Genomic DNA, 19737 nt, shown 5'->3' with positions numbered 1-19737 from the left:
TTACGGCCCAACCGGGCCGCTGCTCCTGCAATGTTGGGGTGGCGCGGTGGCCGCCGTCAGCCGGCCATCCGCCGGCCGACCTCGTCCAGCCGCTCCGCGACGGTGCCGTTGATGACCTCGTCACCGATCCGGACCGAGATCCCGCCGATGACCGCCGGGTCCACGTCGAGGTTCAACTGGATCTGCCGGCCGTACAGCCGCGCCAGGGCGTCGCCGAGACGCTGCCGCTGCCGGTCGCTGAGCGGCACCGCCGAGGTGACCACCGCGACGGAGCGGTCGCGCCGGGCCGCCGCGAGGGTGCACAGCGCGTCGATCCCCGCGTCCAGGCTACGGCCTCGCGGCCGTTCCACCAGGCGCGTGACCAGCCGCACCGTGACCTCGTCGGCGCGGTCGCCGATGAGGTCGCGGACCAGACCGGCCCTGGCGGCGACGGCGGAGGCGCCGTCCCGCTTGTCTGCGAGGGCGGCGCGCAGCCGCGGCGCGGTGGCGACGATCCGGCCGAACCGGAACAGCTCGTCCTCCACCGCGTCCAGGGTGCCGGTCCGCTCCGCCGCGATCAGGTCGGCGGAATCGGCCAGCTCCTCCACGGCGTCCACCAGGTCGCGCGACGCGGACCAGCGGGACCTGACCATGCCGGAGAGCAGGTCGACGGCCTCGCCGGAGACCTGCCCCGTGAGGAGCCGGCCGACCAGCTCCGCCTTCCGCTCGCCCGACTGGGCCGGGTCGGTGAGGACCCGGCGCAGCGCGGTCTCCCGGTCCAGCAGACCGGTGACCCGGGCCAGATCGGCGGCGAGGGCGGCGGCGTCGGTCGACGTGTTGTCGGCCAGGGCGTCCAGGCGTTCCCTGGCGGATTCCAGCGCCTCGCGGCTCGCTCCGATCATCGGCCCGCCTCGGACTGGGTGGGGATGCCGGCCTGGGCCTTGTCCTCCAGCTCGTCCAGGAACCGGTCGATGGTCCGGCTCTGGCGGGCGTGGTCCTCCAGGGACTCACCGACGAGCCGGCCCGCCAGGTCGACGGCGAGCTTGCCGACGTCCTGCCGGAGCTGCTCGGCGGCCTGCTTGCGGTCGGCGGCGATCTGGGCGTGACCGGCGGCGATGATCTCCTCACGCTGCCGCTGGCCCTCCGCGCGCATCTCGGCGATGAGCGCGGAACCCTGCTCCTTGGCCTCCTGCCGCATCCGGGCCGCCTCGTGGCGGGCCTCGGCGAGCTGCTCGCGGTAGCTCTCCAGCGTCTGGCGCGCCTCGGCCTGGGCGGCCTCGGCCTTCTCCATGCCGCCTTCGATGGCGTCCCGGCGCTCCTCCAGCGTCCTGTTGATGCTCGGGAGGAGCTTCTTGTAGAAGACGAAGAAGATGACCGCGAAGCAGAACAGTCCGATGAAGACCTCGGGCCACACCGGCAACAGAGGGCTCTGCGGCTCCTCGCTGGCCAAGTTGATCATGGTTGTGGACCTCTCGTCGGTAAGGGCTTCGGGCGGGAGGCTCAGATGGCGAACGCCAGCACGAAGCCCATCAGCGCCAGCGCCTCGATGACGGCGAAGCCGAGCAGCATGTTGGTACGGATGAGACCGGCCGCCTCGGGCTGGCGGGCCATGGCCTGCACGCCGTTGCCGAAGACGATGCCGACGCCGACACCCGGGCCGATGGCCGCGAGGCCGAAGCCGATCGTGTTGACGGAGCCTTCGACGGCGGCGAGGGTCTCGAGAGCAGACATGTCGGTTGATTCCTTCTGTGTGGTGGGCCGGTGGGAGGAAGGTCCACCGGTCGCCTTGCGGGCGGTTGGTGCGGAGGTTGGTCTGGCGTCGCTCTCAGTGCGCTTCTTCGAGCGCCTGGGAGAGGTACTGGGCGGTCAGCACGGTGAACACGTAGGCCTGCAGCGCCTGGATGAACAGCTCGAAGGCCGTCAGCACGAGCGCGAGGATCAGCGAGAACACCGAGTAGACGGAGCCGACGAAGGTGCCGAGCATGTACCAGGTCGCCGTGATGAACAGCAGCAGCAGCAGGTGACCCGCGAACATGTTGGCGAAGAGCCGGACGGCCAGGGTGAACGGCCGCAGGATGACGTTCGAGACGAACTCGATGGGCGTCAGGACGACGTAGATGCCCTTCGGCAGCCCGCTGGGCACGCAGAGGTTGCGCATGCCGCCGACGAAACCGTTGGTCCGGAAGGTGACCGTCATGTAGGTGGCCCACACCACGATGGCGAGGCCGGCGGGGATCGCGATCGCCGAGGTGACGGGGAACTGGGCGAACGGGATGACCGCCCAGACGTTCATGATCCAGACGAAGAAGAAGAGCGACACGAGGAGCGGTACGAACGGCTCGCCCTTCTTGCCGATGATCTCCCGGGAGATGCCGCGGCGCACGAAGTCGTAGCCGGCCTCCGCGATCATCTGGAACTTGCCCGGCACGACCTTCGGGTTCGCGAACGCGGCCCAGAAGAAGGCCAGGACGACCGCGGTGCCGATCAGCGCCAGCAGCATGATCTTGTTGACCTCGATCGGACCGATCGAGAACAGCGGATCGAAGATGAACGACCACACCGACGGAGCGGGGAAGCCGCAGTCCTGGAACAGATGGCAATCGGTCTCGAAGGCGAGTACCTGGTCGTTACTCACCGTGAGCTCCCTCGGCGTGACGCATGAATACGGCTACCTCGATGTGTCGGCGTGGCAGCGTGCCACGGGACGGCACTGGACTGGGTGTGGCGGAGGCCGGGCCGGTCAGCGCACGCGCGGCTGTCCCGCACAGCCCGCGCGGCATCGCTCCGGCTTCCGGCGTCGGACGATAGCAGCCCGCGACCACGCCGGTTATCCACCCCTTGGCCCGGCTCATCGCCCACCGCCCGGCGGGACGGAGCCGGCCTCCGGCTGGACGTACGGGGTCTTGGACTTCAGGTGCGCCCGGACCGTGCCGGCCAGCCACGCGGCGATGCCCACCAGCACGCCGGCGGCGAAGGCCCGCCCGTTGAGGAACGAGGCGTCGCGCAGCAGGAGCAGCAGGACGAGAAGGATTCCCATCTGCGTGGTGTAGATCAGCAGCGCGGCGCCCATGAACAGTTCGGGCCAGCGCGCACCGACATGGATCAGGGACACCATGCCGAGCGCGAAGAACGCGGCGGCGACGAGCACGCCGAGGGCCACCCCGAGCGCACCGTCCGCGGCGGCCGTCACCGCACCGATGGCGACGGCGAGCACACCTACCGCGGCAGTGGGGATCGCGGCGCCTCGGATGATCCGGGCGTCGTTGGACTGCATGGAAGTGTTTCTCCGGGCGGGGACTACGGGGACGGTCGTCATTGACGTCGGACGTGGTGCGGCCGCGTCGCGCGACGGGCGCGAACGGTCGCACCGGGAAACGCTTGGGTCGTGTACCTCCGGCGGCAGGGCTGCGGCGCCGGGGGTTTCGTGAACGCTATCACAAACTATTTGATGAGGTCTTTACCCAGTTCGTGTGGAGGGCGTCACACGAGAGGGGTAATCACGGCGTTGCGGCGCTGACGCCGAGCGTGACATCTGCTATGACCGGCTGTCGATCTTCCGGCGGACGCCGAAGCGCTGCCGGTCCCCCACCGCCGAGGCACCGTGCGGACCGGGCCGTACGGCCCTCGCACGGGGGTCCTGCGGCCCTGTGCCGGGCTCCCCGGGCGGGACGTCGTCCGCCCCGCGCGAGGGCTCCCCAGCGGCCGTCACGGGCCGTTCCCCGGCATCGGCCGGCGGCTCCGACAGGCCCTCGGACGTGGGCTGTTGATCCTCTCCCGAGGCGTCCGCGCGCCGCATACGGTAGCGCGGCGGCACGATCCGCTGCGCCCAGGCCGGCACCCGGGGGGTGAACCGCGGCAGCAGCAGGACGACCAGCCCGACGGCGCTCAGTCCCACGATCGTGGGCACGATCCACGCGCTCGCCGACTGCACCGAGTACCCGACGGACCCGAACGCGATCAGGGACGACCAGAAGTACATGATCAGCACGGCCCTGGACTGGCTGTGCCCGATCTCCAGCAGCCGGTGGTGCAGGTGCCCGCGGTCGGCGGAGAACGGCGAGCGCCCGTTCCACGTCCGGCGGACGATCGCCATCACCAGGTCGATGAACGGGATCGCGATGATCGTCAGCGGCAGCAGCAGCGGGATGTAGACCGGCATCAGCTGCGTGACCGTGTCCCGCTCGGACAGGGTGAAGAGGTACACCGCGTCCGGGTCGACCTGGCCCGTGATCGACACCGCGCCGGCCGCCAGGATCAGCCCGAGCAGCATGGAGCCCGAGTCCCCCATGAAGATGCGCGCCGGGTGCAGGTTGTGCGGCAGGAAGCCGACGCACATGCCGATCAGGACGGCCGAGAAGAGCGTCGCCGGGGCGGCGGACTCGATGCCGTAGCCGTACCAGATGCGGTAGCTGTACAGGAAGAACGCGGCGCCCGCGATGCCCACCATGCCCGCGGCGAGACCGTCGAGACCGTCCACGAAGTTCACGGCGTTGATGGTGATCACGACGAGCGCGACCGTGAGCAGCGTGCCCTGGAGCGGGGTCAGGGCCACCAGGCCGACCGTCGGGATCGGCAGCCACAGGATCGTGAGGCCCTGGAGCACCATGACGCCCGCCGCCACCATCTGGAGGCCGAGCTTCACCAGCGCGTCCACGCCGTACCGGTCGTCCAGGACGCCGATCACCCAGATCAGCGCCGCGCCCGACAGCAGGGCGCGGGGCTCGTCCGACAGCCGGAAGACCTCGCCCGCGTTCTCCAGTCGGGAGGCCACCAGCAGCCCGGCGCACAGACCGCCGAACATCGCGATGCCGCCGAGACGCGGCGTCGGCTCACGGTGCACGTCCCGCGCCCGGATCGCGGGCATCGCGCCCCAGGCGATGGCGAACTTCCGCACCGGACCGATCAGCAGATAGGTGACGGCCGCCGCGACGCAGAGCGTCAACAGGTATTCGCGCACAGAAAGCCCCAGTGGTCTCGCCGGACTACCGCGCAACACCCTCTCACGATCCGCGCCCCGCGCGTGCCGCGCGTCCGCCTCAGCGCAGGACCCCGCGCGCGTGCCCCGGACGTCGCGGAACGCCCGTCAGCGCCGTCACGACGGGTTCGAGCGCCGTGCGGATCTCCTCGCCGACGCTGCGGAAGTACGGCAGCGGGGCGCCGTACGGGTCCTGCACCTCGTCCGCCTCCGCCGTGGGCGCGAGCAGCCACCCGCGCAGCGCCGCCGCGGCCCTGGCGAGGGCGCGGGCGCGCTCCACCAGGCCGTCGGCGGACTCGGCGACCGGCAGCGTCGCCATGTCGATGGCGCGCACCAGCCGCGTGAACTCCTTCAGCGTGAACGTCCGCAGCCCCGCCGAGTGCCCCATGGAGATCACCTGCGCGCGGTGGTCGCGCGTCGCGGTCAGCACCAGGTCGGCCTGGATGACGTGCTCGTCGAGCAGTTCACGGCCGGTGAAGCCGCCCGGGTCCGCGCCGTACTCGGCGAGGAGCTGCGCGGCGTGCTCCTCCATGGGCGCGCCCTCGTGCCCCCACGTGCCGGCGCTCTCCACGACGAGGCCCCGCGCGTACGGGCCGAGCCGGTCGTCGAGGGCCTGGCGGGTGAGGCGTTCGGTGATGGGGGAACGGCAGACGTTGCCCGTGCTGACGTGCAGGATGCGGAAGACCTCGGCGGACGGCGCGGCGTCACCCGGCGCGCCGGGCGGCGTGTACGGCGCGCCGTCGCCGCGGGGCGCCGGTATCCCGGTGTCCGCGGGGCTCGCGGGGCTGGGCGGGGGCGGCGTCAATGCGGGGTCTCCAGATCGGGAACGACCTTCCGCAGCTCCTCCTCGCTCACCGCCCCGGCGCGCAGCAGCACCGGGACCCCGCCGGTGACGTCGACGATGGAGGACGGCACCGCGTCCGGTGTGGGACCGCCGTCGAGGTAGACGGCGACGGAGTCACCGAGCATGTCCCGGGCCGCGTCGCACGTCTGCGGGGACGGGTGGCCGCTGCGGTTGGCGCTGGAGACGGCCATCGGGCCGACGTCCTTCAGCAGTTCGAGCGCGACCGGGTGCAGCGGCATGCGGACGGCGACCGTGCCGCGCGTCTCGCCGAGGTCCCAGGTCAGCGACGGCTGGTGGCGGGCCACCAGCGTGAGCCCGCCGGGCCAGAAGGCGTCCACCAGCTCCCACGCCTTCTCGTGGAAGTCGGTGACGAGGCCGTGCAGGGTCGTCGGGGAACCGATCAGGACGGGGCTCGGCATGTTCCGGCCGCGGCCCTTGGCCGCCAGCAGGTCGCCGACCGCGGCCGGCGAGAAGGCGTCCGCGCCGATCCCGTAGACGGTGTCGGTGGGCAGGACCACCAGGTTGCCCCGGCGCACGGCGGAAGCGGCCTCGCGCAGGCCGGTGGCCCGGTCGACGGCGACGGTGCAGTCGTAACGACGTGCCATGGGTGAAGTCTCTCCTCTCCCGGTTGCCGGGTCAGCGGGCGACCCTGCGTGCGGTGGCGAACCGGGGCCTGTTGTTGAGATCGGGATGGTCGGCCGCGTCGGCCCAGCCCCGGTCCTCGGTGAAGATCCAGGGCACCTGGCCGCCCTGGGTGTCGGCGTGCTCGACGACCACCATGCCGCCGTGCCGCAGCAGGCGGTGGGCCGCCCGCTCCAGGCCGCGGATGACGTCCAGGCCGTCCTCGCCGGAGAACAGCGCGAGCTGCGGATCGTGGTCCCTGGCCTCGGGCGCCACGTACTCCCACTCGGTGAGCGGGATGTACGGCGGATTGGAGATCACGAGGTCGGCCTGGCCCGACAGCTCCGGCAGGGCGGTGCGCGCGTCCCCGTGGTGCAGGACGACGCGGGAGCCCTCGGCGTTGCGGCGCGCCCAGGACAGGGCCGTCTCGTCCAGCTCGACGGCGTGCACGCGCGAGCGCGGCACCTCCTGCGCGAGGGCCAGCGCGATGGCGCCGGACCCGGTGCACAGGTCGATGATCAGCGGCTCGGCGACGTCCATGGCGCGCACGGCGTCTATCGCCCAGCCGACGACCGACTCCGTCTCCGGCCTCGGCACGAACACCCCGGGACCGACCTGCAGCTCCAGGTAGCGGAAGAACGCGCGGCCGGTGATGTGCTGCAGCGGCTCCCGCGCCTCGCGCCGCGCCACGGCCTCCCAGTACCGCGCGTCGAACTCGCTGTCCGGCACGCTGTGCAGCCGCGAGCGCTCCGTGCCGTGCACGAAGGCGGCCAGCTCCTCGGCGTCGAAACGCGGCGATGGCACCCCGGCGTCGGCGAGGCGCTGGGTGGCGCGGGCCACCTCGGCCAGCAGCACGGACCGGGAGGGCGACGACGGGGACGGCGAGGACGACGAAGCGGTCACGGATTCCACCCTACGCACCCGCCGTCACTGGGCCGCGGCCAGCTTGGCGGCGGCGTCGGCGTCCACGCACGCCTGGATCACGGCGTCGAGGTCGCCGTCCAGGACGTGGTCGAGGTTGTACGCCTTGTAGCCGACGCGGTGGTCGGAGATGCGGTTCTCCGGGAAGTTGTACGTCCGCACGCGCTCGGACCGGTCGACCGTCCGCACCTGGCTGCGGCGCGCGTCCGACGCCTCGCGGTCCGCCTCCTCCCGCGCGGCCGCCAGCAGCCGGGCGCGGAGGATCCGCAGCGCCTGCTCCTTGTTCTGGAGCTGGCTCTTCTCGTTCTGGCAGGACACGACGATGCCGGTCGGCAGATGCGTGATGCGGACCGCGGAGTCCGTCGTGTTCACGGACTGGCCGCCGGGTCCCGAGGAGCGGTACACGTCGATACGGAGGTCGTTCGGACCGATCTCGACCTCGACGTCCTCCGCCTCGGGCAGCACCAGCACGCCCGCCGCCGAGGTGTGGATGCGGCCCTGGGACTCGGTCGCCGGCACGCGCTGCACGCGGTGCACGCCGCCCTCGTACTTCAGGCGCGCCCACACGCCCTGCCCGCCCTCCGGGACGCCCCGGTGCTTCACGGCCACGGACACGTCCTTGTAGCCGCCGAGGTCGGACTCGTTGCCGTCGATGATCTCCGTGCGCCAGCCGACGCGCTCCGCGTACCGCAGGTACATGCGCAGCAGGTCGCCGGCGAACAGCGCGGACTCGTCCCCGCCCTCGCCCGCCTTGATCTCCAGGATGACGTCCTTGCCGTCGCTCGGGTCGCGCGGCACCAGCAGCAGGCGCAGCTCGTCCGTCAGGGCCTCGCGGCGCGCGGTCAGCTCCTTGACCTCGCCGGCGAAGTCCGGGTCCTCGGCGGCCAGTTCCCTGGCCGTCTCGATGTCGTCGCCCAGTGACTTCCAGGCCCGGTACGCGGTGACGACGGGGGTCAGCTCGGCGTACCGGCGGCCGAGGCGGCGCGCGGCGTTCTGGTCGGCGTGGACGGCGGGGTCGGCGAGTTTCCGTTCGAGGTCGGCGTGCTCGCCGATGAGTTCCTCGACCGCCTCGAACATCGTGTGCGCTCCTGGGATGACGGGTGCTGCGGGGAGGGATGCGGGGGAAGTGGGGACACGAAAGGCGCCGGTCCGGCCGTTCGCCTTGACGAACGGCCGGGCCCGGCGCCGATGGGGTCGCTACTTGCGGGTGGACCCGGCGTTCTTGCCGAACCGCGCCTCGAAGCGGGCCACGCGGCCACCGGTGTCGAGGATCTTCTGCTTGCCGGTGTAGAACGGGTGGCACTCCGAGCACATGTCGGCGCGGATGCTGCCGCCGCTGATGGTGCTGCGGGTGGTGAACGAGGCGCCACAGGTGCAGCTCACCTGGGTCTCGCCGTACGCCGGGTGGATGTCGCGCTTCACGGTCTCTCCTAGCTAGCGGTGGGGCGCCGGGTCGGCACGCGGACGCGCGCCGTGAACCGGGGCCGACGGTCCAGTCTGCCAGTACTGGTACGCGAGGGCCAAAACGGGGTCGGGCCGCCCGTTATTCCCCCGCTATGAGGCCGTCCCCCCGGTGCCCCCCGGCCGTCGAGCCGCGCAGCGCCGAGTCGGGGACGGGCCGGTCCGCGCGCAGGGCGTCCCACACGGCGCGGGAGGCCGATTCCAGGGGCAGCACGCGGTTGGGGTCGGCCGGGTCCTGGGTGACCGGCAGCGTGAGCGTCTGGAGCCGGTCGGGGTCGATGCCGCGCAGGGTCCGGGCGAGCCCGGTGAGGTCGGCCACGGACGCGAGGGACGAGTCCGTCGTGACGGACGAGGTCGCGGCGTCCGCGAAGTCGTACAGCCGCTTCGGGTCGGTGAGCAGTCCGGCGTCGCCGACCTGCTCGGCCAGGGCGCGCAGGAAGCTGTGCTGCAGCTCGATGCGGCTCAGGTCGCTGCCGTCGCCCACGGCCTTGCGGGTGCGCACCAGCGCCAGGGCCTGGTCCCCGTCGAGGGTGTGGGTCCCGGCGGGCAGGCTGAGCCGCGAGTCGCGGTCGTCGATGGCCTCGGTGGTGGTGATCTCGACGCCGCCCAGGGTGTCCACCAGCTTCGCGAAGCCGCTGAAGTCGATCTCCAGGTAGTGGTCCATGCGCAGGCCCGTCAGCTCCTCGACGGTCTTGACCGCGCACACGGGGCCACCGACCGCGTACGCGTCGTTGAACATGGAGCGCGTCCTGGCGGGCGCGGTGCCGCCGCCGGGACGCTCGCACGCGGGCCGGTCGACGATCGTGTCCCGGGGGATCGACACGACGCTCGCCGCCTCGCCGTTCTCGGCGATGTGGACGACCATCGCGGTGTCCGCGCGGGCGCCCGGCTCGCTGCCGCCGTAGGCGCCGTTCGCGCCGGCCCGGGAGTCGGAGCCGAGGACCAGCAGGTCCGTGGAGCCGTTGGGGCTGTCGGCGGGGCGGTCCCGGCCCAGCGCGGTGTCGATGTCGACACCGCTGATGTTCCCGTCGAGCTTGACGTACAGCGCCGTGAGGCCGCCGCCCGCGACCAGCAGGACGAGGGCGAGACCGAGAAGCGCCGCGCGCAGCGCGCGGCGGCGCCGGCGGCGCCCGCCGTCCCCCGCACCGCGGGGCCGGGCCGCCCGCTCGCCGCCATCCGATCCGAACGGTTCGGGGCTCATCCGTCCATGGTGACCCGGTACGCCCGGCCGCGCCCGTCGATCACGCGCGCCCGCCCCCCGGCCGGGTGGCCGGGGGGCGGGCGGTGGAACGCTGTGACCGCTTCGTCACTCGCCGCTGGGCGAGGGCGTGGTCTTCTGGATCTGCAGGAGGAACTCGGCGTTGCTCTTGGTCTTCTTCATCCGGTCCAGGAGCAGTTCGATGGCCTGCTGCTGGTCGAGCGCGTGCAGCACCCGGCGCAGCTTCCAGACGATGGCCAGCTCATCGCCGCCGAGGAGGATCTCCTCCTTGCGGGTGCCGGAGGCGTCCACGTCCACGGCCGGGAAGATGCGCTTCTCGGCGAGCTTCCGGTCGAGCTTCAGCTCCATGTTGCCGGTGCCCTTGAACTCCTCGAAGATCACCTCGTCCATCCGGGAGCCGGTCTCGACCAGCGCGGTGGCGAGGATGGTCAGCGAGCCGCCGTCCTCGATGTTGCGGGCGGCGCCGAAGAACTTCTTCGGCGGGTAGAGCGCGGCGGAGTCCACACCGCCGGACAGGATGCGGCCCGAGGCGGGCGCCGCCTGGTTGTAGGCGCGGCCGAGGCGGGTGATGTTGTCCAGCAGCAGGACGACGTCGTGCCCGAGCTCCACGAGCCGCTTGGCGCGCTCGATGGCCAGCTCGGCGATCGTGGTGTGGTCCTCGGAGGGCCGGTCGAACGTCGAGGAGATGACCTCGCCCTTGACCGCCCGCTGCATGTCGGTGACTTCCTCGGGCCGCTCGTCCACGAGGACGACCATGAGGTGGCACTCGGGGTTGTTGCGGGTGATCGCGTTGGCGATCGACTGCATGATCGTGGTCTTGCCGGTGCGCGGCGGGGCCACGATGAGACCGCGCTGGCCCTTGCCGATGGGCGAGACCAGGTCGATGATGCGCGGGATCAGGGCGCCCGGGTCGTTCTCCAGGCGCAGCCGCTCCTGCGGGTACAGCGGGGTCAGCTTGTTGAACTCGGGCCGGTTGCGGCCCTGTTCGGCCGCCATGCCGTTGACGGAGTCGAGGCGCACGAGGGCGTTGAACTTCTCGCGGCGCTCGCCGTCCTTCGGCTGCCGGACGGCGCCGGTGACGTGGTCGCCCTTGCGCAGGTTGTTCTTCCGGACCTGGGCCAGCGACACGTACACGTCGTTCGGGCCGGGGAGGTAGCCGGAGGTCCGGACGAAGGCGTAGTTGTCGAGGATGTCGAGGATGCCCGCGACGGGGATCAGCACGTCGTCCTCGGTGATCTGCGGCTCGCCGACGACCTCGTCGCGGCCCCGGCGCCCGCGCCGGTCGCGGTACCGGCCGCGGCGGCCGCGGCGGCCGCCGTCGAAGTCGTCGTCACGGTCCCGGTCCCGGTCGCGGTCGCGGTCCCGGTCCCGGTCGCGGTCCCGGTCCCGGCTGCGGCCCTGGCCGCCGCCCTGGTTGCCGCCGCCCTGGCCACCGCTCTTGTCGCGGTCGCGGTCCTGGCTGCCGCCGCCCTGGTTGCCGCCCTTGTCGCGGTCGCGGTCCTTGTCACGGCGGCCGCGCTCGCGCTTGGACTGACGGTCCTGCTGACCGTCGCCGCCCGCGTTCCTGCCGCCCTCGGCGCGGCCCTGCTCGGACGCCGGCTGCGCGGCGCCGTCGGCACGGTCCTTCTCGGCCGGCTCGGACGAGCCGTTCACCGCCCTGGCGGGCGCCGCCTCGGACGTCCCCGCGTCGGCGGCCTGGCCGGGGATCTCGATCTGCGCGGCCGCCTCGTCACCGGTGCGGGCCCGGGAGGTGGCGCGGCGCTTCGGCTTCTCCGCGGCGGCGTCGGCCGGACGGGTGTCGGCGCTCGCCGCGCCCGCGCCGCCGGCCTGCTTCTCCTTGATGACCTCGATCAGCTGGCCCTTGCGCATCCGCGCCGTGCCCCTGATGCCCAGCTTTGCGGCGACCTGCTGCAACTCGGCCAGCACCATGCCCTCGAGGCCGGTGCCGGAACGCCGGCGCCGGGGCGCGGCGGAGGCGGCAGGAGCGTCCGGTGCGGACGCGGCGGCAGCACCGGCAGTCTTGTCGGCGGTGTCGGCACTCACGCCCATCAGATCGGTGGAGTCGCTCACTAAGGGTCCTTCCCTGGAGCGGACGTCGGCCTGTCTGGCTCGGCGACCGGTCGTGCTGTCCGGCTGCGGCCCTGTGCGGTGGACCGGCCGGTGCGGTGATTCCGCCCGCTGTCGAATGGGGCGGAAGATCGATTCATGGTGTGGTGCGTTGGGGTCGCGGACTACCGCCGCACCAGTTCCGGAGCGTGCTCGGGGCTGCCCGGCAGGCTGCTCAGGCAGATGCGTGGAGGCGCTCCCGGAAGAAGAGGTGGCCCCAGGAGGTGGGACCCCGGAATTCCGCACCGGCCCCGTCGGGCCGTGGGTGCGGACTTGAGATTAACACTACCGGATACCGCGTTCATTCCCCCTCTCGTCGGTGACGATGCGCGGCGCCGGGCGGCCGCGCGGCCGCGTCACTGCGCCGTTCCGGACAGCGGGAGGACGCTCGCCCCCGCCGCGTCGAGGGCCAGCCGGTTCGCCGCCCAGCCGTCGCCCGCCAGCAGGGCCGCCTTCTCGGCCTGACCGTCGTCGGCGAGGGCCAGGACCGTCGGCCCGGCACCCGAGATCACCGCGGGGACGCCCTCCGCCCGCAGCCGGCGCACCAGCTCGACGCTCTCCGGCATGGCGGGCGCGCGGTACTCCTGGTGGAGGCGGTCCTCGGTGGCCGGCAGCAGCAGCTCCGGCCGCCGCGTGAGGGCCTCGACCAGCAGCGCGGCACGGCCGGCGTTCACCGCGGCGTCCACATGGGGGACGGTCCTCGGCAGCAGCCCGCGGGCCGCCTCGGTGGACAGCGGACGGGCGGGCACGAACACGACCGGCACGACGCCCGGCGCCGGGTCCATGCGCACGGCGCGGACCGCGCCGCCCTCGCCCCAGGCCAGCGTGAAACCGCCGAGGAGACAGGCGGCGACATTGTCCGGGTGGCCCTCGATCTCGGCGGCCAGCTCCAGCAGCGCACCGTCGTCGATCTTGTGCTCGCCGCCGGTGGTGACCGCGCGGGCCGCCATCAGGCCCGCGCAGATCGCTGCGGACGACGAGCCGAGGCCCCGGCCGTGCGGGATGCGGTTGGCGCAGACGATCTCCAGGCCGCGCGGCTGGCCGCCGAGCGCGTCGAACGCGGTGCGCAGCGAGCGGACCAGCAGGTTCCCCTCGTCGCGGGGCAGCGTGTCGGCGCCCTCGCCCGCGATGTCCAGGTGGAGGCCGGTGTCGGCGACACGGACGACGACATCGTCGTAGAGCCCGAGCGCGAGCCCCAGCGCGTCGAAGCCCGGACCCAGGTTCGCGCTGGTCGCGGGTACACGGACGCGCACTGCGGCGGCGCGGAAGGCGGGATGGGCCATCGGTGGATGACTCTCCTTGGTGAGATGTGCGGCACGTCCCCGCGGGCGCGCGGCGGATAGTGACGCGCCGGACCCGGCCCCCGTCCCGCGGACGGGGACCCGGGCGGCAGACCGCCCCGGGACGAATACCAGCCTATCGAAGGAAGGTTCAGACGCGATACAGGGCCGCCCGGTGTCGTCCGCGGGGATCCGGGGCGTGGGGATCAGGCCAGGCCGAGGCGCTCGGCGGCGGCGTCGGCGTCCACGGGGACGACGATCGGGCGGGGCGCGCCGGACACGGCCCAGTCGGGGTCCTTCAGGCCGTTGCCCGTGACGGTGCACACGACGCGCTGGCCCGGGTCGAGGAGCCCCTGCTCGTGCGCCTTCAGCAGACCGGCCACCGACGCGGCCGACGCGGGCTCGACGAAGACGCCCTCCTGGGCCGCCAACAGCCGGTACGCCGACAGGATCTGGCGGTCCGTCACCTCGTCGATCAGGCCGCCCGACTCGTCCCTGGCCGCCTCCGCGTACGCCCAGGAGGCCGGGTTGCCGATGCGGATGGCCGTGGCGATCGTCGTCGGCTCCTTCACCGGCTCGCCGCGCACGATCGGGGCCGCGCCGGACGCCTGGTAGCCCCACATGCGGGGGGTGCGGGTCGCCGGGCCGTCGGCCGCGTACTCGCGGTAGCCCTTCCAGTACGCCGTGATGTTGCCCGCGTTGCCGACCGGCAGGACATGGATGTCGGGGGCGTCGCCGAGCATGTCGACGATCTCGAAGGCCGCTGTCTTCTGGCCCTCGATGCGCACCGGGTTCACCGAGTTGACGAGCGCCACCGGGTACTTCTCGGACAGGCCGCGCGCCAGCGTCAGGCAGTCGTCGAAGTTGCCGTCGACCTGGAGGATGCGGGCGCCGTGCACCAGGGCCTGGCCCATCTTGCCGAGGGCGATCTTCCCCTGCGGGACGAGCACCGCGCACACCATGCCGGCGCGCACCGCGTACGCGGCGGCGGAGGCGGACGTGTTGCCGGTGGAGGCGCAGATGACGGCGCGCGCGCCCTCCTCCTTGGCCTTCGTGATGGCCATGGTCATGCCCCGGTCCTTGAAGGAACCGGTCGGGTTCGCGCCCTCGACCTTCAGGTGGACCTCGCACCCGGTGCGCTCGGAGAGGACCTGGGCGGGCACCAGCGGCGTACCGCCCTCACGCAGGGTCACCACGGGCGTCTCGGACGTCACCGGCAGCCGGTCCCGGTACTCCTCGATGACACCCCGCCACTGACGGCTGGTGGCGGACATGACGGGTGACTTCATGACAATCGTGTCCTTCTGTGTGCGATCACGGTGCGTGCGCGGCGCTACTCGCCCTCGACCCGCATGATGCTGGCGACCCCGTGGACGGAGTCCAGTCTGCGCAGCGCCTCGACGGTCGCGACGAGCGCCGCGTCCGGCGCCCGGTGCGTGACGACGACGAGCTGCGCCTCGCCGTCCTTGCCGGTCTGCCGCACGGTGTCGATCGACACGCCCTGACCGGCGAAGACGGTCGCGACCTGGGCGAGGACGCCCGGCTTGTCGCTCACGTCGAGGCTGATGTGGTACCGCGTGACGACCTCGCCCATCGGGCCGACGGGCAGCGCCGCGTACGCCGACTCGCCGGGGCCGCGCCCGCCGCCGATCTTGTTGCGGCAGGCGGCGACCAGGTCGCCGAGGACCGCGGACGCCGTCGGCACACCGCCGGCGCCCGGGCCGTAGAACATGAGCTGCCCGGCCGCCTCCGCCTCGACGAAGACCGCGTTGTACGCCTCGCGGACGGACGCCAGCGGGTGCGTCAGCGGGATCATCGCCGGGTGCACGCGGGCGGTGACGGAGCGGCCGTCCTGCGCGCGCTCGCAGATCGCGAGGAGTTTCACCGTGCACCCCATGCGGCGGGCGCTCGCGATGTCGGCGGCCGTCACCTCGGTGATGCCCTCCCGGTGCACGTCGTCCAGGGCGACGCGGCTGTGGAAGGCGATGCCGGAGAGGATCGCGGCCTTCGCCGCCGCGTCGAAGCCCTCGACGTCGGCGGTCGGGTCGGCCTCCGCGTAGCCGAGCGCGGTGGCCTCCTCCAGCGCGTCGCCGTAGCTCGCGCCGGTGGAGTCCATGCGGTCGAGGATGAAGTTCGTGGTGCCGTTCACGATGCCGAGGACGCGGTTGACCGTGTCGCCGGCGAGGGACTCGCGCAGCGGCCGCAGCAGCGGGATCGCGCCGGCGACGGACGCCTCGAAGTACAGGTCGGCGCCGTGGGCCGCCGCCGCGGCGTGCAGCGTCGGCCCGTCCTGCGCGAGCAGCGCCTTGTTCGCCGTGACGACGCCCGCGCCGTTCTCGAACGCGGCGGTGATGAGGCTCCTGGCCGGCTCGATGCCGCCGATCAGCTCGACCACGACATCGATGTCGCCCCGGCCGACGAGCCCCGCGGCGTCGGTCGTGACCAGCCCGGGCGGGAGGTCGCCGCGGACCTTCGCGGGGCGGCGGACGGCGACACCGGCCAGTTCGACCGGCGCGCCGATCCGGGCGGCGAGGTCGTCGGCGTGCGTCGTCATCAGGCGGGCCACCTGGGAGCCCACGACCCCGCACCCCAGCAGCGCCACCTTCAGCGGACGGCTACGCACCATTCGACTTCGCCTCTCAGCTATCGCAAGGAGTGTCCAGTCTCGCCTCCGGGACCGGAAATCCTTTCTTCCGTTCAGTATGCGGACGACAGACCCGCCACCGTCAGCCGACGTCGAGCGCCAGCAGGTCGTCCTCCGTCTCGCGCCGCACGATGACGCGGGACTCGCCGCCGGCGACGGCCACCACCGGCGGGCGCGGGGTGTGGTTGTAGTTGCTCGCCATGGAGCGGCAGTACGCGCCGGTCGCCGGTACCGCGATCAGGTCGCCCGGCGCCAGGTCGGAGGGCAGGTACGCGTCCCGCACGACGATGTCGCCGCTCTCGCAGTGCTTCCCGACCACGCGCACGAGCATCGGCTCGGCCGTGGAGGCGCGCGACACCAGCGCCACGGAGTACTCGGCGTCGTACAGGGCGGTGCGGATGTTGTCGGACATGCCGCCGTCGACGCTGACGTACGTCCGCAGGCCGGAGAGCGGCTTCACCGTGCCGACCTCGTACAGCAGGAACGCCGTCGGCCCCACGATGGCGCGGCCCGGCTCCACCGAGAGCCGCGGCACGGCGAGCCCGGCGCCCGCGCACTCGCGGGCCAGGATGTCGGCGAGGGTCTTCGCGATCTCCTGCGGCTCGGCCGGGTCGTCGTCGGAGGTGTACGCGATGCCGAGGCCGCCGCCGAGGTCCACCTCGGGCAGCTCGGTGCCGTGCTCGTCGCGGATCTCGGCCAGCAGCCCCACGACGCGGCGCGCCGCCACCTCGAAGCCCGCCATGTCGAAGATCTGCGAACCGATGTGGGAGTGCAGCCCGGCCAGGTCGAGGCTCTCGTGCGCCAGCGTCCTGCGGACGGCCTCCGCCGCGGTGCCGTCGGCCAGCGCCAGGCCGAACTTCTGGTCCTCGTGCGCCGTCGCGATGAACTCGTGCGTGTGCGCCTCGACGCCCACCGTCACCCGGATCAGGACCCGCTGCCGCACCCCGTGGCGCGCGGCGGCCGCGGCCACCCGCTCGATCTCCTGCAGGGAGTCCAGCACGATGTGGCCGACACCGGCGCCGACCGCGCGGTCGATCTCGGCGGCCGACTTGTTGTTGCCGTGCAGCGCGATGCGCGCGGGCGGCATGCCGCCGGAGAGGGCGGTGGCGAGTTCGCCGCCGGAGCAGACGTCGAGGTTCAGGCCCTCCTCGCGCAGCCACCTGACGACGGCCCGCGACAGGAACGCCTTGCCCGCGTAGTACACGTCGGCGCCGTCGCCGAACGCGTCGCGCCAGGCCCGGCAGCGGGCGCGGAAGTCCGCCTCGTCCAGGACGTAGGCGGGCGTGCCCTGCTCGGCGGCCAGCGTCCGCACGGGGACGCCGCCGACGCGGACCTCGCCGTCGGCGCCGCGCTCCACGGTGCGGGACCACACCTTGGGGTCGAGGCCGTTGAGGTCGGCGGGCGGCGCCGCGTAGTGGCCTTCGGGCAGGACGTCGGCGTGACGAGGCCCCGCGGGGTGGGCGGAACGGCTCATGGGTCTTCTCTCTCGGATCTCACACGTGATCGGGCGCGCTGATGCCCAGGCGGTGCAGGCCGTCGGCGAGCACCGTCCCGGTGGCCAGGGCGAGGGCCAGCCGGGCGCGGTGGACGGCCCCGGGTTTCTCGTCGCCGAGGGGCAGCGCCGCGTGCCCGTGCCCGGTGTCGGCGAAGGCGCGCGCCACCGCGTCGAGCCAGGTGGCGGGGCGGGCGGGGGGCCGTTCGCCCAGCAGCGCGAGGAGCGCCTTCTCCGCCCCGGTGCCCGGCGGCGCGGCCCCTGGCTCGGCCGCGAACCCGAGGAGGCGCGCGGCACGGCCGATGGCGGCGGCGCGGGCGTGGGCGTGACGGACGCGGAAGAGGGGGTTGTCCTCGCGCTGGACGAGGAGGGCGGGATCGTCCCGGTCGCCACCGGTGGCGTCGGCCCAGCGGGCGGCGTCGCGGGCGGGGTCCTCGAGGAGGACCGGCGGGCGGGGGCGGGCGAGGATCTCCGCGACGAGGGCGGCGCCGGCGTCGTCGACCTCGACGTTCAGGAATCCGCCGCCGCTGATCTCGACGGCCCGCACACCGGGCACGTGCAGCAGCCGTTCCCGCAGGTCACGGGCGACGGCGGCGGCCGGCCTCCCGGCCTCGCGCGCGAGCCGCAGCGCGAGGGGCGTGGCCCAGCCGCCGCGCCCGTGCGGCGCGCGCCGCAGGGCGACCCACTCCTGCCCGGCGTCGACGCCGTACCCGTCCCGCGCGGTGCGCAGGAGGACGGCGGAGAGCTGGGCGGGGGTCATGGAGCAAGCGTACGAGAGGCCGGACGGCCCTCCGCGCACAGCGTCCGCACGAGGCCCACGAGGTCGCTCGGCTCGAACGGCTTGGCCACGACCGCGTCGACCCCGACGGGCACCGCGAGCGCCCCGCCGGCGCTGGCGCTGACGACGACGAGCGGGATCCACACGGTGCGGGGGTCGAGCCGCAGCCGGTCCACGGTCCGCGACCCGTCGAGCCGGGGCATGGCGAGGTCGAGGGTGATGACATCGGGCCGGAAGTCGTGCACGGCCTCGAGACAGGCGGCGCCGTCGGCGGCGGTCATGACCTCGAACCCGTCGAGTTCGAGGTTGATCCTGATCAACTGCCGGATCACCTGACTGTCGTCCACGACAAGGACCCGCCCCGGAGCGCATGGCACACAGCCAGCGTAAGCGCGCCACTCCCCCGCCGTCCGGGCGTTCCGCCAACTCCCACCCGTCAGTGCCGCGCCCCGCACCCGCGTACGGAATCACGGTGCGGAGGCACCACGGGAAGCTGGTAGGGTTCTTCCCGTCGCACCGCAAGGAACGACGAGGCCCCCGTAGCTCAGGGGATAGAGCAACGGCCTCCGGAGCCGTGTGCGCAGGTTCGAATCCTGCCGGGGGCACTCCGGATCGGGCGCTGAAAAGCGCTCCCGACCAGCACCGATGGACCGACCCTTCAGCGTCGGTCATGTGCAGCCGAGTGCCGCGAAAAGCAGTCTTGGGACACGTCCCGTGGGCTATTCGCGGGATCGGACATTCTCTTCATTCTTCGCACATAAGCAGCGCCCCGAGGGTTGATCTCGGGGCGCCGTGGCATGACCTTGATCACGCTGCTCAGGGCTTGCGCAGGCGTACCGAGCCGTCACATCGATGTGCTCGGCGAGCAGTTGCTCCATTGCTCTGACCGGAGGGGTCCACCGGGCAGGCGAACCGCTCGTGACCATGGACTCATGCGGGCGAGAGCATCTCCTGGAGAATGCGCTGCAGTTCGGTGCGGTCCTGCGGAGTGATCCGCGCCAGCCTGCGGTCGTACTCCGCCGCGAGCGCCGCAAGTGCACGATCCCGCGCCTCTGTGCCCTCAGCAGTCAGTACGAGCCGGTGACGCCGCAGGTCCGCGTCGTCGATCTCGCGCCGGATGAACCCCTTGGCGACGAGGTTGCGGACGTAGACGGTCACGCTCGCTTTGGGGAGCAGCAGTGCCGTCGCGATCCCGGCCGGGTACGGCGATGCCTCCACCTCGGCCAGGACGAAGAACTCCTTCGTCTCCAGACCGAGCTCGGTCAGCTCCCCCGTGCAGGCGTCCATCACAACGCCCAGCAGCCGCTGGTTCAGCGTCCACAGCCGCGCCCCGTCGACTGACATGCGACCCCTCCACCCATGCGGTACAGTTTCGTATTAGTTTCAGGTCGTACAATACGATGCCTTGTACTGGACT

General features: G+C 72.7%; 20 protein-coding genes and 1 tRNA gene. 1 reads left to right on the top strand and 20 read right to left on the bottom strand.

The features are described from left to right. Positions 1-56: 56 nt before the first annotated feature. From EMA09_RS20820 to EMA09_RS20730, 19 genes are all read right to left on the bottom strand, one after another. Positions 57-881 (bottom strand): F0F1 ATP synthase subunit delta, encoded by an 825-nt coding sequence (locus EMA09_RS20820; protein WP_129842505.1) that lies wholly within the window; start codon positions 879-881, stop codon positions 57-59. Beyond that, entirely contained in the window at positions 878-1438 is a 561-nt protein-coding gene (locus EMA09_RS20815; protein ID WP_129842504.1) for a F0F1 ATP synthase subunit B, read from the bottom strand. The genes EMA09_RS20820 and EMA09_RS20815 overlap by 4 nt, the downstream gene beginning before the upstream one ends. 41 nt (positions 1439-1479) lie before the next feature. Further along, entirely contained in the window at positions 1480-1710 is a 231-nt protein-coding gene (gene atpE / locus EMA09_RS20810; RefSeq protein ID WP_129842503.1) for an ATP synthase F0 subunit C, read from the bottom strand. Positions 1711-1804: 94 nt separating this feature from the next. Next, complete coding sequence (gene atpB / locus EMA09_RS20805; RefSeq protein ID WP_129842502.1) at positions 1805-2614, bottom strand: F0F1 ATP synthase subunit A; 810 nt, start codon at positions 2612-2614, stop codon at positions 1805-1807. 213 nt (positions 2615-2827) lie between these two features. After that, on the bottom strand, positions 2828-3253 hold the full coding sequence (locus EMA09_RS20800) for a hypothetical protein (protein WP_129842501.1): 426 nt from the start codon (positions 3251-3253) through the stop codon (positions 2828-2830). 261 nt (positions 3254-3514) lie between these two features. Beyond that, positions 3515-4948: an MraY family glycosyltransferase gene (locus EMA09_RS20795; protein WP_129844170.1), complete on the bottom strand. Its 1434-nt coding sequence runs from the start codon at positions 4946-4948 to the stop codon at positions 3515-3517. A gap of 67 nt (positions 4949-5015) precedes the next feature. After that, entirely contained in the window at positions 5016-5630 is a 615-nt protein-coding gene (locus EMA09_RS20790; protein ID WP_240796703.1) for a protein-tyrosine-phosphatase, read from the bottom strand. Positions 5631-5755: 125 nt separating this feature from the next. Further along, complete coding sequence (locus EMA09_RS20785; RefSeq protein ID WP_129842500.1) at positions 5756-6403, bottom strand: L-threonylcarbamoyladenylate synthase; 648 nt, start codon at positions 6401-6403, stop codon at positions 5756-5758. Positions 6404-6434: 31 nt separating this feature from the next. Then, the gene (prmC, locus tag EMA09_RS20780; RefSeq protein ID WP_129842499.1) at positions 6435-7322 is read right to left on the bottom strand and encodes a peptide chain release factor N(5)-glutamine methyltransferase; all 888 of its coding nucleotides are present in this window, start codon (positions 7320-7322) and stop codon (positions 6435-6437) included. 24 nt (positions 7323-7346) lie between these two features. Further along, entirely contained in the window at positions 7347-8417 is a 1071-nt protein-coding gene (prfA, locus tag EMA09_RS20775; protein WP_129842498.1) for a peptide chain release factor 1, read from the bottom strand. Between the two features lie 120 nt (positions 8418-8537). Then, complete coding sequence (gene rpmE / locus EMA09_RS20770) at positions 8538-8762, bottom strand: 50S ribosomal protein L31 (protein ID WP_129842497.1); 225 nt, start codon at positions 8760-8762, stop codon at positions 8538-8540. 121 nt (positions 8763-8883) lie between these two features. Continuing rightward, positions 8884-10002, bottom strand: a complete 1119-nt coding sequence (locus EMA09_RS20765) for an LCP family protein (RefSeq protein WP_129842496.1) — start codon at positions 10000-10002, stop codon at positions 8884-8886. A 105-nt stretch (positions 10003-10107) separates the two neighbouring features. Then, entirely contained in the window at positions 10108-12090 is a 1983-nt protein-coding gene (gene rho / locus EMA09_RS20760; RefSeq protein ID WP_129842495.1) for a transcription termination factor Rho, read from the bottom strand. A gap of 392 nt (positions 12091-12482) precedes the next feature. Beyond that, complete coding sequence (thrB, locus tag EMA09_RS20755; protein ID WP_129842494.1) at positions 12483-13409, bottom strand: homoserine kinase; 927 nt, start codon at positions 13407-13409, stop codon at positions 12483-12485. Between the two features lie 203 nt (positions 13410-13612). After that, the gene (gene thrC / locus EMA09_RS20750; protein WP_129844168.1) at positions 13613-14680 is read right to left on the bottom strand and encodes a threonine synthase; all 1068 of its coding nucleotides are present in this window, start codon (positions 14678-14680) and stop codon (positions 13613-13615) included. Positions 14681-14739: 59 nt separating this feature from the next. Further along, entirely contained in the window at positions 14740-16032 is a 1293-nt protein-coding gene (locus EMA09_RS20745) for a homoserine dehydrogenase (protein ID WP_129842493.1), read from the bottom strand. 100 nt (positions 16033-16132) lie between these two features. Continuing rightward, positions 16133-17524: a diaminopimelate decarboxylase gene (gene lysA, locus EMA09_RS20740; RefSeq protein ID WP_129842492.1), complete on the bottom strand. Its 1392-nt coding sequence runs from the start codon at positions 17522-17524 to the stop codon at positions 16133-16135. Between the two features lie 19 nt (positions 17525-17543). Continuing rightward, on the bottom strand, positions 17544-18302 hold the full coding sequence (locus tag EMA09_RS20735) for a DALR anticodon-binding domain-containing protein (protein WP_129842491.1): 759 nt from the start codon (positions 18300-18302) through the stop codon (positions 17544-17546). Continuing rightward, entirely contained in the window at positions 18299-18697 is a 399-nt protein-coding gene (locus EMA09_RS20730; RefSeq protein WP_129842490.1) for a response regulator, read from the bottom strand. The genes EMA09_RS20735 and EMA09_RS20730 overlap by 4 nt, the downstream gene beginning before the upstream one ends. A 156-nt stretch (positions 18698-18853) precedes the next feature. Between EMA09_RS20730 and EMA09_RS20725 the strand changes: the two genes are divergently transcribed. After that, positions 18854-18925, top strand: a tRNA-Arg gene (locus EMA09_RS20725). Positions 18926-19250: 325 nt separating this feature from the next. On the opposite strand, the gene EMA09_RS20720 is transcribed toward EMA09_RS20725, so the two are convergent. Continuing rightward, on the bottom strand, positions 19251-19664 hold the full coding sequence (locus EMA09_RS20720; protein WP_129842489.1) for a MarR family transcriptional regulator: 414 nt from the start codon (positions 19662-19664) through the stop codon (positions 19251-19253). Between the last annotated feature and the right edge of the window lie 73 nt (positions 19665-19737).

Origin of the sequence: Streptomyces sp. RFCAC02, assembly GCF_004193175.1 — a bacterium.
Lineage (GTDB): Bacteria > Actinomycetota > Actinomycetes > Streptomycetales > Streptomycetaceae > Streptomyces.
This window is presented reverse-complemented; position numbering and strand designations above follow the sequence as displayed.